Source organism: Erythrobacter sp. Alg231-14 (assembly GCF_900149685.1).
GTDB lineage: Bacteria > Pseudomonadota > Alphaproteobacteria > Sphingomonadales > Sphingomonadaceae > Erythrobacter.
Window position 1 is genome coordinate 1,042,205 of record NZ_LT702999.1, and the last position, 16,867, is coordinate 1,059,071.

The following is a 16,867-nucleotide window of genomic DNA, read 5'->3' on the forward strand; positions in this document are numbered from 1 at the left end:
CGGACCGAATAATCATCCACAAGGGACCAGAAACGGCGATACCGGATAAAGGGGTCTGCATTCGACGTAAGTTTACGAGTTAACACGCAAATTTCCAGAATCCGCGCTCGCGCGCTGCCCCCGGCAGCTTACAAAGACCCTTCCAAAGTGGAGGTAAGCTAGTGAAAAATTCACACTTAACTGCTCTCCTGACTTTGGTCGCCGTTCTGATGCAGGAGTCACTGTGCAGCACTTAATCGAAATGTCGCCGGTTCTTGGCGCGTACGACAAATCGTCAAAAGCCGTGCGCCTTTCGCGCAACTCGGCTTCCAACACCGCATTTGGCAATCCGGTTAACCCACGCTATGCACGTCGTATGACAGGCAGCGTATTGGACTGGAAAAGCGACGAACGCGCGGGGGCAACCGTGCTCGCTCCTAGTGGTCGAGTGGACGAATCGACGGCCGACGTCTTCAAAGAACACTTGCTGGCAGCGATGGGAAAAGGGCCTTCTTTGGCCGTCATCGATCTTGCCGGCGTGGAATACATGTCATCGCGCGGCCTTAGAGCGCTAACCTTAGCACAGCGCGCCGGCAAAGATGCCGAAACCACGATTATTCTGGCGCGGCCAAACGACACGATGCGCGAAATTCTCGCGATCAGTCGATACGACATGGTATTTAGAGTTGCCGAAACGATTGAAGACGCGATCGGGCACTAGCTCAGCGTTTTAAGGGGGGAATATGCAGGTCCGGTTTTGGGGAACGCGCGGGTCGCTGCCTGTTGCGCCGCACGCCTCGACAATCACAGACAAAATTGCGGACGCGTTGGTGCATGCCAACGGCAAGAGCTTTGCAGATAAAGACGCGGCCGCGGCCTATGCACGCGATGAATTGGAATTCGCCGTGGGACAGGGTTACGGAGGCGCGACCAGCTGTGTCGAAGTGGATGCAGGAGAAGGCGCCTTTGTCGTTTGCGATATGGGGTCGGGATTGCGAGAATTTGGCCTCGATACCTTGCGCCGCTTGTCTGATGGCCATCGACCAAAAGAATGGCACTTCTTCTTATCGCACCTGCATTGGGACCACATCATGGGGTTCCCATTCTTTGTGCCAGCCTTCGTCGAAGGCGCGAAGGTAATCATCCATGCCGGACACGCCGATGCCGAAGAGGCGCTGCGCCGTCAGCAGGAAGAGATATCTTTCCCCGTGCCGTTTCATTGGTTGAAGGCCGATATTGAATTTCGCACTTTAGAAACGGGACGCGAATATGAGATTGGCGAACTAACTGTCTCGCTTATCCAACAAGAACACAGCCATGCAAGCTATGGCTATCGGTTCCGTGACGCAGACGGCAAAGTTGCGATTTATTCGACCGATGCTGAGTACAAAATCGAAAACATGGACGCCGAATCCGCGATGGTCGAATTTATCGCAGGAGCAGATTTGGTGATCGCCGATACTATGTATTCGCTCGCAGACAGTGTTTCGATGAAAGAGGATTGGGGCCACTCATCCAACATCGTGGCCGTGGACCTTTGTCATGAAGCAAGTGCAAAACGATTGGCGCTTTTCCATCACGAGCCAACCTATAGCGATGCCGACATTCAACGCATGCATGGCGAGACCATTCGATACGAAGAGCTAACGCGCAACGGAAGTGAATTGACCGTTCTGTGTTCGTATGATGGGCTCTGTGTCGATCTCTAAACCGCAAAAAGTAGAAGCCGGACCGGACAACCAAACGGCTCATTCATCGCATCGCTCCAGAATTATGCGCGGTATTGTGATCGGCGCGATCATCGGCGCGCTGCTAACATTCCTGGCCGGCGATTTTGAACGACGGACCATGTTCGACACATGGCAAATTGTATCTCCTCGTCAAATCACTGCGGACAATGTCGTTGTCGTTGAAGTCGACGATTACAGCATCGAAGAGGCAGGCCAATGGCCGTGGCCGCGATATGTCACGGCGCAATTGATCGACCAGATTGGCGCTGCTCAACCGCGTGCGATTGGGATTGATGTCTACTTCACAGAGCCGGATCCTCTCAGCCCCCAAAATTTTGCAGACCGATACCTCGAAGAGGAGTTGGACAGTGAAACGCGCGAAACGATCCGCGCCTTGCCCGATATGGACCAATATTTGGGCATCATACTGGGCCAAACGCCCAGCGTCTTAGGACGGGTGGTCACAAATGATCAGGGTGAAACAGCCGATCAGTATTTCTTCAACCCCGAAGTAAGCGGTACACCTCCACCCCAGATTTTGACCGGCGACCGCGTTGTGGCCAGCATTTTCACGCTGGACGAAGTGGCGATGGGCCATGGTATGCTGAACGGAGAACCGGACACCGATGGCTTGGTCAGACGTGTACCGCTGGCCACGAAAGTCGGTGAGGTTCAGGCCGCCGGGTTCGCCGCAGAATTGGCGCGCATCGCAATGGATGTTCCGCAACTAGAATGGTCGGCCGGTGGGTTGACCTTTGGCGACAAGACGGTCCCGACTGACGATGGCGCGAATATGCGTTTTCGTATGGGCACGCTTCCTGAAGAAGCGAAAATTTCTGCTTTGGAAGTGCTCAATCAAGAAGTCTCTGCCGACGTTTTCAAAGACAAAGTCGTGATCATTGGCGTCATCGCCACCGGTACATATGACATCGTCGGCACACCATTGAACAGCGAAGCATTCGGCGTCCACGTTCAGGCGCAGGCTGTCGATGCCATCCTTGAAAATGCGTGGGTATCGCGCCCTGCTTACATGACCGCGGTTGAGATCGGATTGGCTGTGTTGTTGGTCATCCTGATCATTGTCGGTGCCAATGCATCACGGAATTGGCCGTTTTGGCTGGCATTTGGTGTTGCGGTAGCCCTACCCTTCGGATCTTGGCTTGGTTACACGCAAGGGAACGTGTTGTTCGATCCGGCGCGCCCGTTGCTGGTTGCGGCCTGCGCTGCCATTGCTTTGGCAATCACCCGATTTGCAGTGGCCCGATCTGAACGCAAACGATTGGCCGATGAATTGGTTGAAGAACGTGTGCGCGCTTCGGAGCAAAAGGGCGAATTGGAAGCAGCCCGCCGCATCCAAATGAGCATGGTGCCGGGCGAAAAAACTCTTTCCCGATTGGATCATAGGACGGAGATTGGCGCAGTCCTTGAACCGGCAAAATCGGTCGGTGGTGACTTTTTCGACGCCGTGAAGATAAACGAGCATTTGCTGCTTTTCATGGTGGGCGATGTCACCGGAAAAGGCGTTCCCGCCGCGCTGTTCATGGCGCTTTCAAAGACTCTTTCCAAAAGCAATCTGGCGCGCGCAGGTGACGGATTGGCCGAAGCCGTCGAGGCACTAAACCGCGATCTAATGGACGAAGCGGACGATGAAATGGGGCTGACCATGTTGGTGGGCACCGTGGATTGCCGCACCGGAGCCACGCAATTGATCAATGCGGGTCACGAAAACCCCATGGTTGTCCGCCAAGACAAAGATGGCAATGACACGGTCGACACCTTTGAGATGAAAGGTGGCCCACCGTTCTGTGTCATCGAATTCCCGTATCAAGTGGAAAGCATCGATTTGAACGAAGGCGACACTTTGATCGTGATCACCGATGGCGCCACCGAAGCGGCGAATGAAGCCGATCAATTGTTCGGTATGAGCGGCGTCCTAGCGTCCTTAACAGCGCGCAATGACGGCAGCGCAAAAGGACGCGCTAGCAAGCTCGCGAAAGAGGTCCGCTTGTTCGAAGGGTCCAACGATCCCACCGACGATCTAACAATCTTTGCCTTGCGCTATCTGGGCGAAAAGGATCAATAAAATCCAACCCGCAACTTAGCGGATTACGACATCGACCCTGCGATAATTTGCATCGGCCACGTCATCGCCATTGGCCCGACGCGCGCTGTATTCGCCCATTCCGACGACGTCTTCATTCGCAATTTCATATCCGGCAGCGCGCATAATTGCGGCGACGCCTTCCGCGCGTTGCTGAGAAACTTCCGAATTGAGCTCTTCAGACCCTTCGGAATCGGTGTAGCCACGGATTAGAACTTGATAACCTGGGCGGCTTTCCAACCCTGATAAATGTGCTCGGATTTGCGCCACTTGCTGTTCACTTAACTGCATTTCACCGGTTGGAAATCCAGTGAGGCCCAAAGGTGACGCGGCCGGAGGGAGATACGATAGCAATTCAGTGTATGCCGGATCGACAGACGTCAATTGGCGCACACGCGGCGCCCGTTTGGAAAGGCGGGCCTGTTGATTTTCCACATTGAGAACGGTGTCATCTCCCCCTTCTTGCAACACAGCAACCGATCCGATCGGGCCACCGTCGGAATGCGAAAGCAAAGTGACACGGTCGCTGACGCAGGCGCTAAGCGTTAAGGTGGCGCCAAGTGCTAGAAGAGACTTTTTCATCCGGAAACCTCAACCACAAATGTCGTGCCACGCACACCAAGCGTCGAAGTTGGAGTGCGCACCCGCATACGGTCTCTGCCGCTGCGTGTGATACTGCCCGAGGTCACGCCCAAAGATCCGCGATTGATGGAAGTGACAGAACGGCCCGTCTGGCGCCGCCGGTCATATTCGTATTCATCAAGCGTAACGCGGCTGTTGGGGCCCAGCGCCATACGCGTGTCATCCGAAAGTGTGATCCCTACCCGCGACCGACTGCCCGTGGTGATGACATCGCCTTCTTCCAGCTTTAAACCAGATCGCGCTGTGATCGTGCGGCCATCTCGCAGGATCTGCACGCCCGATGTCACATTCTTAATTCGACCGATTTCGGCCAGTGCAGGTTGCGCAACGAAGGCAGCCATAGCAGCTACAAGGATACTAAATTTTCTCATGTATTCCCCCAGACGGATATCGTGTTAGCATAGAATCGTGGCCCATAGGAGACGATTTTCGGCATTCGTTGCCAGCGAGAGCGATTCGCACTCCACCATTTTGGAGGCGCTTCAATTCGCGCGCGACTTTCTGAGGGGAAGCTGCCTTGATGAACGCGCCCGTGTCAAGGCAGCGATCATCGTAGAAGAGCTAGTATCCAATTGTTTACATCATGGCGGTCCAAACAAGGACATTGCGCTGTGGTTGTCATTGGAGGATTCTGGTGATGGAGTTCAACTGCACATAGAAGATGACGGCGGGCGATTTGATCCAACGCAGGCGCCCGAGGTTGTAGGCCCCGATCCGAAGACCGGCGGCGGTGTTGGATTGGCGATAGTGGCGGCGTGGGCATCTGACATCACCTATGCGCGCACGAATGGTTGCAACGCTTTGTCGATGACAATCACGTAACCGCCGATTGCGTGCGATAGGTGGAGTTGTCCCAGCTTTTATCGCGGCACACGTTCTCCAATCGAGCCACACCATCCAGCACATCGCGATATCTCAACGTCAATGGGGTCAAACCGAAACGGATGATATCCGGCGTCCGGAAATCCGCAATTACATCATGTTCATCGCGCAACGCCTGGACGATAGCATAGGCGTTTTCATGGGAGTATCCGATATGGCTGCCGCGGTCTTCTGCTTGCGCCGGACTAGCAAGCACAAAGCCATAGCGGCCGCATAGCGGCTCCATCGCTTTGATCAACAATTCACCCATGGCAACAGACTTTGCGCGCACCGCGGTCATCTCCGCCTCCAACATCATGTCCACGCCCACCTCAAGAGCAGCAAGGCCCAAGACATAGGGCGTTCCACAAAGGAAGCGATCCACGCCATCGGCGGGTCGGTAGCCTTCTTCGAATGCGAATGGTTGCGCATGGCCGAACCAACCGGACAAAACCGGTTGCGCCGATTGATTGCGTTTCGCCACGTAAATGAATGCAGGTGCGCCCGGTCCGCCGTTCAGGAATTTGTACCCACACCCAACCGCAAAATCGGCGTTGGCTGCCGTCAAATCAATGTCCAGAGCGCCTGTGCTGTGACTCAAATCCCAAATCACCAAGGCGCCCGATTGCTGGATCCGCTGCGTCGTTTCAAAAAGGTCGCGCGCCTTTGACGTTTTGTAATGCACATGGGTCAAAAGAACCGCCGCAGTCGTTTCGTCGATCGCTTCCAATACGTTGCTGGGTTCAATCGCGCGAGCTGAAATACGCCCGCCGGAGAACTGTTCAATGCCCTGCATCATATAGGAATCGGTTGGGAAATTCGTTGTTTCGGTCAGGATTGTCGAACGATCTGGGCGCAGCGACAAAGCAGCGGTTAGCGCCTTGAAAATGTTCACCGAGGTTGAATCCGCCGCAATTACCTCTCCCGGCTGCGCCCCAATTAGGCGCGCAATTTTGTCGCCAATACGCTGCGGCGCGACGGCCCAATCGGCGTCATTCCAAGAGCTGATCAAGCCCTCGCCCCATTCGCGTTCAATCGTATCGTTCATCCGATCCAGCGTCGCCTTAGGCAAACAACCCAGGGAATTGCCGTCGAGATAGATCAAACCGTCGCGAATCTGGAACCGGTTGCGAAACTCAGCGAGAGGATCTTGCGCATCCCATGAAAGAGCTTGTTCCATCAATCCCGCTTTGCTCATTCGAAGTGCCTTATCGCTGGTCTCGGTTGCAATACTTGGTGTCGTGCCCGTCATGGCTGCATCTCTCTAAGAATGGCACGAACCGGGCTCGCATCGGCACCGTCGATTTTGAGCGGTAGCGCGACCAATTCATACGCGCCGACCGGTACATCATCGAGCACGAGCCCTTCGAGAATGCGCATATCGGCGGCGAGCACGGCGTGATGCGCATCCATAGTTTTTGACGTTTGCGGATCAAGCGACGGTGTATCGATGCCAATCAGCTGGACACCGATCGAGGCCATGCGTTCAATCACATCGGGTGCGACGGCGGAGAAGTTCTCATCCCATTGATCCTTAGGGAAGCGTCGATAGGTGCGTATGATCACACGCGTATATCCAGCGATTGCATCCCAATCGCAGTGCTCCAATTCGACGCGTTGCCCCTCGCCACCACCAGCATCAGCAGCGTCGATGACGATGCAGGAGCCAATATAGGCCGAAAGGTTGCAATCGGCCGAAGCCAAGCCCGCATCCGAATAATGCAATGGCGCATCGGCATGAGTGCCGGTGTGCATCGGCATGGACACCGCGCCAATGTTTACCGGGCAATCGGGCCCAATCGCCGCATGACGCGTGACGGTAATGGGCGGCTCACCCGGCCAAAGCGGTGTCGCAGAACTGATACGCTGCGAAATGTCCCAGATCCGCCGGTCGATCATCCTCTATCCCTTTCGAAGGCCCTATCGCCCTTCATCGCACGGTCTTAAGAACCGCTTGCGCTTGGCGCGGCGTGCGCTTCCATTCGCGTTCGCATCGACCACAATTCTGGGAAGAATTGCAAGTCCAGCGCTTTCACCAAGTAGTGCACACCCGCCGATCCGCCTGTCCCATGGCGATGACCGATCACTCGCGCGACAGTCTTCATGTGTTTGAACCGCCATTCCTGGAAATAGTACTCAAGCGCGGTGACCTTTTCGCCCAAATCGTACAGCGCCCAGTGACTGTGAGGATCGCTGTAAATGGCAAGCCACGCCTCCTCCACTTCTACGCACGGGGCGTATGGCTTAGACCAATCGCGCTCTATGCTATCCGCAGGAATTGCCAACCCGGCGCGCGACAACACGCCGAGAACTTCGTCGTAGAGAGACGGCTCGCTAAGGGTTCTGTTCAATATCGATTGCGCTGCGTCGTCCCCATGATGAACCAAGATCAAATCCGGCCGCTTCAATCCTAAGAGGAATTCGAGTTCGCGATATTGCTGCGATTGGAAACCTGACGCTTTGCCAAGAAAGCCGCGGAACGTCATGAAATCATGGGGACTCAAAGTTGCAAGAACTTCCCAAGAATGGATCATATGCCGCATAATTGTCGCCGTACGGTCCAGTGTTCGACCGGCTTTGTCCAATTCGTTGGCGCGCAAATGCACCATCGCCACGCGCAATTCATGCAGCATCAGCTTGATCCAAAGCTCCATGGTTTGATGCATAATGATGAACAGCATTTCGTCGGGTTTGTCCGACACCGGGCCTTGGCTGTTCAACAATTGGTTGGTTTGCAGGTGCTGACCATAGGTGAGTGCTCGATCCCATTGGATCGTTTCACCTGCAATATGGGCTTCGAACGTTTCTACGCCGTCTTGGATGGTTTGGCGGATCGGCGCCGAATTGGCCTGTGGCAGGTCAAAGTCTTTTGCATCAGTCATTCGGAACTTATAGCAAGGCTCACCCGAATATCATCCTGAATGATCCAGCATATTAGAGAAATTCAGTACAATGTACTTCATTTCCGCATTCTCAGGTTCTTTCGTGCGTCCATAATTCCCTATACAGCGTCTCTCACCTTGGAATTGGATGCGAAGGGAGTGGGCGTTTTGGATGCTATCGATTGGAAGATCGCAGAAGTTTTGGAAGGCGACGGACGGCGGTCATTTGCCGATTTGTCCGATGACGTAGGGCTTTCGAAATCGCCGTGCTGGGCCCGCGTAAAGGAGATGGAACGATCCGGTCTGTTGATCGGTTACGGCGCGCAGTTTGATCGCGCCCGCCTTGGGCTAGGCGTCTTAAGCCAGATATCAGTCACGATCCGTTTTGATGCCTACACCGCGTTTGAAGAGGCGGTGTTGAACCATCCGGCGATTGTTGAATGCCACACCACCGCCGGGTCCAGCGACTATCTGCTCCGCGTGTATGCGCGATCGGTCGACCATCTCGACGAATTGCTCCGCCATGAGATTTCCAAGCTGCCCGGTGTCACGTCCAGTTCAACGACGATCTGCCTCAAAACGATCAAAACGAAGGGATCGTTGACCCGGTGGGCCGGCCAAAACCAATAAGGTTCATCACCATAGGAAGGCGTAAAGCCCGATCAGCATAACAACCACAAGAGCCGACAATCGGTTAAAGAGCGGTGTGGTTGCGAATGAGATATCGCCCAGTTCCAGCGACCCTGCGGTTTTACCCTTATCTTCAAAGGTGATGGAAAGAGCAACGGCCAACGCAACGCAACCCAAGAACACAATCCAAACGCGGATGATGAACGGAATATCAGGCAGCCCGATCACCGGCCCAAATTTCAGGACGATGTTGAAAACGATCGACCCGATCAACGCTCCAAATGCGCCGATTGCGGTCGCACGCGACCAGAAAAAGCCAAGCAGGAAAACCGCAACAATGCCCGGTGCGATAAAGCCTGAATATTCTTGAACCGCTTGAAACGCGCTGTCCATGCCACCAAGAAACGGTTGGGCCAAAATCAACGCGGCGACCATAGCCAAGAATGCTGAGACCCGACCAACCGTTACATAATGATCTTCGGAACGATCTTCGTAACGCGGTTTGTAGATGTCCATCGTGAAGATGGTCGAAATCGAATTCATCATGGATGCGAGCGATGATACGATCGCAGCGATTAGCGCAGCAAATACCAGCCCTCGCAGACCAGCGGGCGCCAATCCCATCAACTGACCGTAGGTGTCATCCGATTGCTGTTGCAGTGCGCCGCCATCCAACGCTCCCTGTTGCGCCAACATGACCGCTGCGATGCCGGGGATAACAACGATCACCGGGATCAAGAGCTTAAGGAACGCGGCGAATGCCAAGCCCTTTTGCGCCTCGGCAAGGCTCTCTGCGCCCAATGCGCGTTGGATAATGTACTGGTTGAATCCCCAATAGGAGAAATGCAGAACCCAAAGGCCGCCCAACAACGTCCAGATGCCGGGCAGATCTCCATAGGCAGGATGGTCGTCAGCCAAGATCATCTTAAAGTGACCAGGAATCTCGCTGTAGAGCATACCCAAACCGGTGAAAGCACCGCCGGCGTCGCCCGCGACAAGATCCAGCGCAATCCATGTGATCGCCAAACCACCAAAGATAAGAATTACGACTTGAATGATGTCCGTCAGCGCCACCGCTTTCAATCCACCATACAGAGAATAGAGCAAAGCGAACACCGCAAGGGCAGTCATCGAAGGCAGGATCGACAATCCCGTCAGCGACATAACAGCAAGACCACCCAACCAAAGAACGGTCGTCAAATTCACAGCGGTATAGAGGATGATCCAATAGATCGACATCATCGTCTTGACGCCGCCGCCATACCGTTGATCGAGATATTGCGGCATCGTGTAAATCTTGCGCTTAAGAAAGATCGGCAAGAACCATTTCGCAACAATGATGAGGACAATCGCCGCTTGCCATTCATAGGCGGCGATCGCCATCCCAACGGCAAAACCTTGGCCAGATTGACCGATGATCTGTTCGGCAGAAATGTTGGATGCAATCAAAGACGCGCCAATGGCCCACCACGGCAACATGCGCCCGGCCAAGAAGTAATCTTGCGTGTCTTTCTTATGCCCGGCCGGCTCTCTCGATACCCATAGGGCAATTGAAAACAGGCTGATCGCATACAGCAGAACGACAATCACATCGATTGCGGCCAATTTCATTGCATTTTCCCCTCAAACGCCATGACTCGGCGCCGTATGTAAACCAATCCGATCAGTTGAACATCCCGCAATCGACTTGCGGTGATGGGCTTGCCTCAAGAGCGACCGCATGGATTGCGATCTCCCCCGTGCCACTACTGCGCAAACCAAACGGTGTTTTCAATTTTGTTGGATCAAGGCCGGCGCTTTCAAAACACGCCAAAGGCACCCGTGCCTCATTCCACCCGGCACCAGCCGCGTTTGAGACTAGTTCGGTAACGTCCAGAGCACCCGAACAGCCCTCACCACAGCCCAATACAAGTTCCATCGCAGAGCTAGGCGCGGCGAGCACATTCCATTCGATCAACAGATCAAAAGAGCCACCATCGGACATCGTGTCGACATCGATCGGCCGATTGGCTCGAACGCTGTAGACACCTTGGCCGTTGCCTTCCCATTCGATCACCCGCGCGTCTTCTTGCGCTTTGTAATCGACACCTCTGGTGCTGATCGCTCCTGAAAGGCTGCTGCCCACCAACGCCGAAAGCGGCGAATTGGCATTGGAACTATCACCCAAATACATGCTGAAACCGTTCGCCGCATCGCCGCGTTCCATAACAACGCCTGAGAACGCGCGACTTAGATCGATACCGGCGTCTTCGGAAACAGCCCCGAGGTCGCTCGCATCGCCATAAGTCAAACCATATCCCAGTGCGAACAGCGCGTTTGGCGCATCGGGACCGTTGATCGGTTCGCCATCACCCAAATTGGGCCATGTGAATGACAAACGACCGGCAAAGTCAAAGACCGGCTTACCCTCTTCATCGCCCACCAACACGTCGGCAACACCGGCACCCTCTGTCCCGGGCAACCACGCTGCAACAAAGGCATCCGACGCGTTCAGATGCGGGTTCACCCAAAGGGGGCGCCCCGATAGGAACACTGCGACAACCGGAATGTCTTGGCTTTGATAGCTTTGAAGCAGTGCAAGGTCAGCGCCATCCTCAGTCTCATAGACCAAGTCGCTGCGATCCCCGCGATATTCCGCATAGGGTTCTTCACCAAAGACCACGACTGCCACATCCGGCTTTGTGCCGAAACGACCATCCGCAGAAAGCACTGCGTTGCCACCAATTGCATCCATAGCGTCGGCCAAACCACCAAAGATGGTTTGAGCAGCCGCAAATTCGTCGTTCGGATTGCCCGTACCTTGCCAATTAAGAGTCCAGCCGCCTGATTGTTGTTGAACACTGTCGGCACCGCTGCCCGTTACCAAAACGGTTTGGCCCGGTTGCAACGGCAAAACGCCGCCGTCATTTTTGAGCAGCACCAGCGATTTGCGAACCGCTTCGCGTGCGATGGCACGGTGATCTTCGCGGCCCAACATCGCGGGGTCGCTGGTCACACGTTCAGACGGCTTCACACTATCGAGCAGTCCGGCACGAATTTTGACTTTGAGGATACGGACGACCGCTTCGTCCAACCGGTCAAGATCAAGCTCGCCCGACTTCGCATCGGCCAAAAGATTGTCATAAAGGCCGCGCCAACTGTCCGGCGCCATATACATATCCAACCCCGCATCGAGCGCCGCCACGCAATCGGTGACGGTGCATCCGGGGATTTCGCCGTGGCCGTTCCAATCGCCGATTACGAAACCTTCAAAGCCCAACTCATCGCGCAATTCGTCATGCAACAGCTCTCTATAGCCATGCATTTTTCGGCCATTCACACTGGAAAAACTGGCCATGACGATCTGCACATCGGCATCGATAGCCGGCGCGTATCCGGCACCATGCAATTCCAACAATTCATCGAGGTCGCCTTGCGTGTCACCTTTGTCGATCCCCAATTGGGTCCCACCATCACCAATAAAGTGCTTGGCCGTTGCGATCACATTTTCGCCGAGCAAAAAACCGTCCGCATCGGAAGAACCCTGAAGCCCCTCCACCATCGCGGCCGAATAGCGGGCAACGATTTGGGGATCTTCGGAGTAACTTTCATAAGTCCGCCCCCAACGATCATCGCGGGCAACCGCCAATGTCGGGGCAAAAGTCCAATCCAAACCGGTTGAACGAATTTCACGTGCAGTGACCTGTGCGATCCGACCGATCAAATCCGGATCGTTCGCTGCGCCCAACCCGATATTGTGCGGGAAGATTGTTGCCGACTGCAGGTTGTTGTGCCCATGAACGGCATCAGTGCCCCACAGCAATGGAATTCCCACGCCGCCATCGGATGTGTCAGTGGAAGCTTCCCAATATTCATTGGCAAGCGCGATCCACGCCTCGGGACTGGCAGTCTTTCCGCCGCCCGGTGCCGAATTACCACCGTTGAGAACGGAGCCCAGATTGTATTCCATCGCCTCTTGGGGCGTCACTGCGGAAATATCGGCTTGAATGATCTGCCCGACTTTTTCTTCTAAAGTCATCTTGCCCAAAACTTCGAGCGCGCGCTCCTCCACCGGGTCCGGTGTGAGTGCACAGGACGCCAACGGGGCAATCAACAGCATTGCGGCAAAAGCACGGATCATTCTTGGCCTCGTGTATTGGTGCGTGTATCGGCTGGCGCAGCCGGTTGGTAGACGCGAACGTAATCAACTTCCATTCGCGCAGGAAACGCCTCGGCTTCGACGCCGCGTTGCCCACCCCAGCTGCCGCCAACAGCAATATTTAGGAGCAAATGTTGTGGCCGATCAAAGGGCCAGCGCGAACGTTTTGTGCTCTCTTTATTGAACAGAAATTTGGGTCGATCGTCGACGCCAAAAACCATGAAATCTGCGGTCCAAAGCAATTGGTATTTGTGCATCGCATCGCATGCATCGGGCAATTCATGCTCGGTCGTCATTTGCGTACCGCGTGAGAAATTGAACGCCGTTGTGTGTATTGAATGATGGATCACGCCAGGCTCAAAACCCACATGTTCCATAATGTCGATTTCGCCGCCGGCGGGCCATTCTATGTCGGGGTCCGAAGGCAGCATCCATATCGCCGGCCATGTTCCCACACCACAGGGCAGCTTGGCGCGCACCTCGAAAAACCCGTAGGTCCAGTCGCCCAACCCTTTGGTGATTAGCCGGGCCGAACTGTATTCCTGCTCACCCCAATCGGGATACACGCTGGGATCAAGCTCTTCTTCGTGGGCTTCAATGATCAGATTACCGTCTTCGACACGCGCGTTCTTTTCGCGGTCGGCGGAGTAATACTGCTTCTCGTTGTTGAACCAGCCTTGTTCATTACGGAACGTATCATAGGCCCAACGTTCGGGATCAGGCAGGCCTGGATTGTCAAATTCATCCGACCAAACAAGCTCATAACCAGCGGGAATGTTGGTCGCAACACGATCAGGCGTTGCTGGTGCCGCATCATCAGCGACGCTTGCGCTTGCCTGTGAAGGTGTGCCGGTTTGCGCACTTGGCCCCGCATCCGTTGATTCAACAGCCGCGGCATCCTGCGCGCTCGCCGCGCTCATCGCACCATTCAATGCAAAAGCAACCAAAGCCGCCGAAACAACACAAACGCCAATTGTCCTAATCATAGCTCACGCAACCCCATTTTGAACTGACCAAAGATGCATTGGCCTCCCGCCCCTCAACGGGAGGCCAATACATCAGGGAGTACCCGCGCTTAGAATTTGGCGCGGATACGAGCTCCATAAGTCCGCGGACGGGTGAAGAACCGCGTGTTGTCAAATTGAGTGATGATGATCGCCGCTTCGTGCACGGCATTGGTGATGTTGTTAGCGTACGCCTCTACGCGATACTTGCCCTCATCATCCAATGTCCAACCAGCACCGATATCCATGGTGAAATACCCATCGATCCGGTCAAGCAGACGACCATTGGTCACCTCGGTACCAACGCCAGCCGCATCGAATTCCTGACTGTTGAAAATCGTGTGGAATTGCGACGAACGATAACCCATCGAAATCACGTAATCGAGCTGACCCGATGGCAACTCGAAGACCTGCGAAATCTGTCCGTTGAGCTGCAAGCGCGGCACACGTGGAAGACGGCTGCCGGCGATCGAACGGTTGACGGCGTTCGCTGCGTCCACATCAGGTTGGAAACGGAAATCTGGGATCTCTTGCGATTCCAAGATCTTAGCTTCGATGTACAGAGCCGAGAAGTCGATCGACAGATTGCCCGGCAGGTCCAACCCACCGTCCAATTGCAGACCGTAAATTTCGGAGTCCGCCGCGTTGAAGCTGAACGAAACAACCAGATCGGTGTTCGTGCCGCCCGGAATTTCTAGAACGGTTCCGCCAAACGTGTTGGTGAAATCAATCGCTGTTTGAACGCTCAACAAACCGGTGAACACCTGATCGCTGTAATCGTTGTAGAACAAGGAAGCGTTCAAACGGGCACCGACATTACCAATGTCGAACTCGTTCTTACTGCCGATTTCGTAGAGGATCACCGATTCCGTGCCGTATGTTGGCGCCGGACCAAGATCACCGAGGTTGTCGTTGAAGCCGCCTGATTTGTGACCGTTTGCGATCAACGCATAAACAAGGTTGTCAGGAGTGACGTCCAATTCTGCGCGGAAACGCCAATCAACAAAGCTATCTTTAAAGCTGCCTTGTTGTTGGAAGATTTGACCACCGAAGGGCACCGAGAAGGTGAACTGTGTGGTGTTGGCAAAGCCGTTACACGTCAGACCATCGTTGGAGTTTGTGTCGAGACACGGAACACCGTTTGGAACATCGTCAAAGTGACCTTCGACCGGACCTGCACCCAAAATGGCGCCCAAGTTATCCCGCGCACCAAACGCTGCAATGCCATCAAGATGGAATGCAAATGCTTCGGCATTGGAAATGTCGCCGCTGCCGTCTGTGTCTGGGTTAAAGATTGTGCGGCCGCGGGCAGCAAATTCGAACCCTTCGGTACCGGCGCGCACACCAAGGCAACAGTTAAAGTTGTTGTCACCCAAAGCCAGGCCGTAACGTGCGGCTACACCGGAGCGTTCTTTGCTGTCTTCGGTGTATCGGATACCACCGGTAAGCCGGAAACCATCGGCCACTTCATATGTCGCATCAGCAAACAGGCCGTAGGAATCAGTATCAACAGTGGTGTTGAATTCGATGCCTTGGAAAAACGGCGAACGGTCACCGGTAGAGCCCAGGAATGCGAATTGATCTTCGCGAATATAGACGCCGCCGACGCTCCAGATGAAGTCACCATCGGTGTCGAAAATGCGCAGTTCCTGGAAGTGCGAACGTGAATCCGTGATCGAACGGAAACGCGAGAAGTTGTCGAGCGATTCCTCAAGGATAATCGCTGGATCGACACCCGGCGCGCTGCCATCCAATGGAATGCCCGAAAGCCGGTCAATAACGCCGGGGAAATTAGGCGTCAGCGGCGTAGTCGCTTCGTAATCAACATCAACGTCGCGGTAGCTGCCGGTGTATTCGATTTGGAAATCGCCCGCATCATAAGTGATGTGCGCACGAATACCCCAATGATCACTGTCGAGGACAGGCGTGATGCCGCGTGCGATAACATCGCGCGGATCGCCGATACCGATTTCGCTAAGCGGAACATCGCGCCCTTCGATCTCACCGATCTCTTCTGCAACGCCAAGCGGCAATGCGAAGTTGGAACCAGTGTAGCCGGTGCCGGTTTCGCGGATATATTCACCAGCCAGCAAAACGGAGAGCCGGTCAGTTGGCTCCCAAAGGATTTGCGCCCGGCCAGCGTAGTTTTCCTCTGATTCGGCAACGCCAATCCCCTGAACCGGGCCGACATTGTCGTAATAGCTACCGTGCTCCAGATACAGACCGGAGAAACGCACAGCGACCGTGTCGCTCAATGGAATGTTCAATGTTCCGCGCAGCGAGAAATGATCAAAATTGCCATATTCCGCTTCGACCGAACCATCAAAGCCGCCGAGGCCGGGACGAATGGTGATCGCATTGATCGAACCTGCGGTGGCGTTGCGGCCACGCAATGTCCCCTGCGGACCGACATTCACCTCTACACGGGCAATATCGAAGAATGCCGAACCAATGCCAGCGGGTCGTGGAATGTTCACACCATCAAAATGGAACGCCGCAGCCGGATCGCCGATTTCGGTGTTGTTGGTGCTACCGATGCCGCGGATGAAGACCTCAACATTGGGACCATTGTTGGCAACCGAAAGACCAGGAATGCTCTCTTGCAGATCGGTGACGTTTTGAACGCCAATGGCGCGAAGGTCTTCGCCGGTGATTGCGAAGGCCGTACCCGCGAAATCTTGCAATGATTGTTCGCGACGATCCGCGGTAACAACGATTGCATTGTCGGATGCTACCTCATCCGCCGCTGCTTCGTTGGCCGGTGCCTGTTCGTCTTGATCTTGTGCGTATAGAGGCTGCGTTAAGCCGAAGCTTGCGACGCCCGCCAAAAGAATAGTGCGCGTAGAAATCATCATTCTCTCCCCTGAGTCCGCGTTTCACGAATCTCTTACCGGGAGGTA

The 16,867-nt window shown here is 54.7% G+C and carries 14 protein-coding genes; 5 read left to right on the forward strand and 9 right to left on the reverse strand.

Going from position 1 to position 16,867, the window contains the following annotated elements; translation table 11 throughout:
- Positions 1 to 223 precede the first annotated feature (223 nt).
- From BQ8290_RS04915 to BQ8290_RS04925, 3 genes are read left to right on the forward strand one after another with little or no spacing between them, the layout of a single operon-like run.
- The gene (locus BQ8290_RS04915; protein ID WP_337661022.1) at positions 224 to 700 is read left to right on the forward strand and encodes an STAS domain-containing protein; all 477 of its coding nucleotides are present in this window, start codon (positions 224 to 226) and stop codon (positions 698 to 700) included.
- Between the two features lie 22 nt (positions 701 to 722).
- On the forward strand, positions 723 to 1,688 hold the full coding sequence (locus tag BQ8290_RS04920) for an MBL fold metallo-hydrolase (RefSeq protein ID WP_108788143.1): 966 nt from the start codon (positions 723 to 725) through the stop codon (positions 1,686 to 1,688).
- Positions 1,675 to 3,792 (forward strand): CHASE2 domain-containing protein, encoded by a 2,118-nt coding sequence (locus BQ8290_RS04925; protein WP_337661023.1) that lies wholly within the window; start codon positions 1,675 to 1,677, stop codon positions 3,790 to 3,792. Before BQ8290_RS04920 ends, BQ8290_RS04925 begins: the two co-directional genes overlap by 14 nt.
- Positions 3,793 to 3,807: 15 nt before the next feature.
- Here the strand turns inward: BQ8290_RS04925 and BQ8290_RS04930 are convergent, their stop codons facing one another.
- Entirely contained in the window at positions 3,808 to 4,392 is a 585-nt protein-coding gene (locus tag BQ8290_RS04930; RefSeq protein ID WP_108788147.1) for an OmpA family protein, read from the reverse strand.
- On the reverse strand, positions 4,389 to 4,823 hold the full coding sequence (locus tag BQ8290_RS04935) for a FecR domain-containing protein (RefSeq protein ID WP_108788149.1): 435 nt from the start codon (positions 4,821 to 4,823) through the stop codon (positions 4,389 to 4,391). The genes BQ8290_RS04930 and BQ8290_RS04935 overlap by 4 nt, the downstream gene beginning before the upstream one ends.
- 37 nt (positions 4,824 to 4,860) lie before the next feature.
- Here BQ8290_RS04935 and BQ8290_RS04940 point away from each other — a divergent pair, with 37 nt between their 5' ends.
- Entirely contained in the window at positions 4,861 to 5,274 is a 414-nt protein-coding gene (locus BQ8290_RS04940; RefSeq protein WP_337661024.1) for an ATP-binding protein, read from the forward strand.
- On the opposite strand, the gene kynU is transcribed toward BQ8290_RS04940, so the two are convergent.
- The 3 genes from kynU to BQ8290_RS04955 are packed head-to-tail and all read right to left on the reverse strand — an operon-like array spanning position 5,267 to position 8,195.
- Positions 5,267 to 6,511, reverse strand: a complete 1,245-nt coding sequence (gene kynU / locus BQ8290_RS04945) for a kynureninase (RefSeq protein ID WP_108791922.1) — start codon at positions 6,509 to 6,511, stop codon at positions 5,267 to 5,269. The two genes, BQ8290_RS04940 and kynU, sit on opposite strands and share 8 nt — an antisense overlap.
- A 50-nt stretch (positions 6,512 to 6,561) precedes the next feature.
- Positions 6,562 to 7,212, reverse strand: a complete 651-nt coding sequence (kynB, locus tag BQ8290_RS04950; protein ID WP_337661025.1) for an arylformamidase — start codon at positions 7,210 to 7,212, stop codon at positions 6,562 to 6,564.
- A gap of 44 nt (positions 7,213 to 7,256) precedes the next feature.
- Positions 7,257 to 8,195 carry a tryptophan 2,3-dioxygenase family protein gene (locus tag BQ8290_RS04955; RefSeq protein ID WP_108788153.1) on the reverse strand — a complete coding sequence of 313 codons (939 nt, stop codon included), beginning with the start codon at positions 8,193 to 8,195 and terminating at the stop codon, positions 7,257 to 7,259.
- A gap of 168 nt (positions 8,196 to 8,363) precedes the next feature.
- Between BQ8290_RS04955 and BQ8290_RS04960 the strand changes: the two genes are divergently transcribed.
- Positions 8,364 to 8,825, forward strand: coding sequence for an Lrp/AsnC ligand binding domain-containing protein (locus BQ8290_RS04960; RefSeq protein ID WP_108791926.1), 462 nt, complete (start codon positions 8,364 to 8,366; stop codon positions 8,823 to 8,825).
- 6 nt (positions 8,826 to 8,831) lie between these two features.
- On the opposite strand, the gene BQ8290_RS04965 is transcribed toward BQ8290_RS04960, so the two are convergent.
- The 4 genes from BQ8290_RS04965 to BQ8290_RS04980 form a co-directional block, all read right to left on the reverse strand.
- A complete protein-coding gene (locus tag BQ8290_RS04965; protein WP_108788155.1) occupies positions 8,832 to 10,436 on the reverse strand; it encodes a sodium:solute symporter family transporter in 1,605 nt (534 codons plus the stop codon).
- Positions 10,437 to 10,488: 52 nt separating this feature from the next.
- Positions 10,489 to 12,945, reverse strand: coding sequence for a glycoside hydrolase family 3 N-terminal domain-containing protein (locus BQ8290_RS04970; protein ID WP_108788157.1), 2,457 nt, complete (start codon positions 12,943 to 12,945; stop codon positions 10,489 to 10,491).
- Positions 12,942 to 13,949, reverse strand: a complete 1,008-nt coding sequence (locus BQ8290_RS04975) for a glycoside hydrolase family 16 protein (RefSeq protein WP_337661026.1) — start codon at positions 13,947 to 13,949, stop codon at positions 12,942 to 12,944. Before BQ8290_RS04975 ends, BQ8290_RS04970 begins: the two co-directional genes overlap by 4 nt.
- Positions 13,950 to 14,038: 89 nt before the next feature.
- Positions 14,039 to 16,822, reverse strand: coding sequence for a TonB-dependent receptor (locus BQ8290_RS04980; RefSeq protein WP_337661027.1), 2,784 nt, complete (start codon positions 16,820 to 16,822; stop codon positions 14,039 to 14,041).
- Positions 16,823 to 16,867 lie beyond the last annotated feature (45 nt).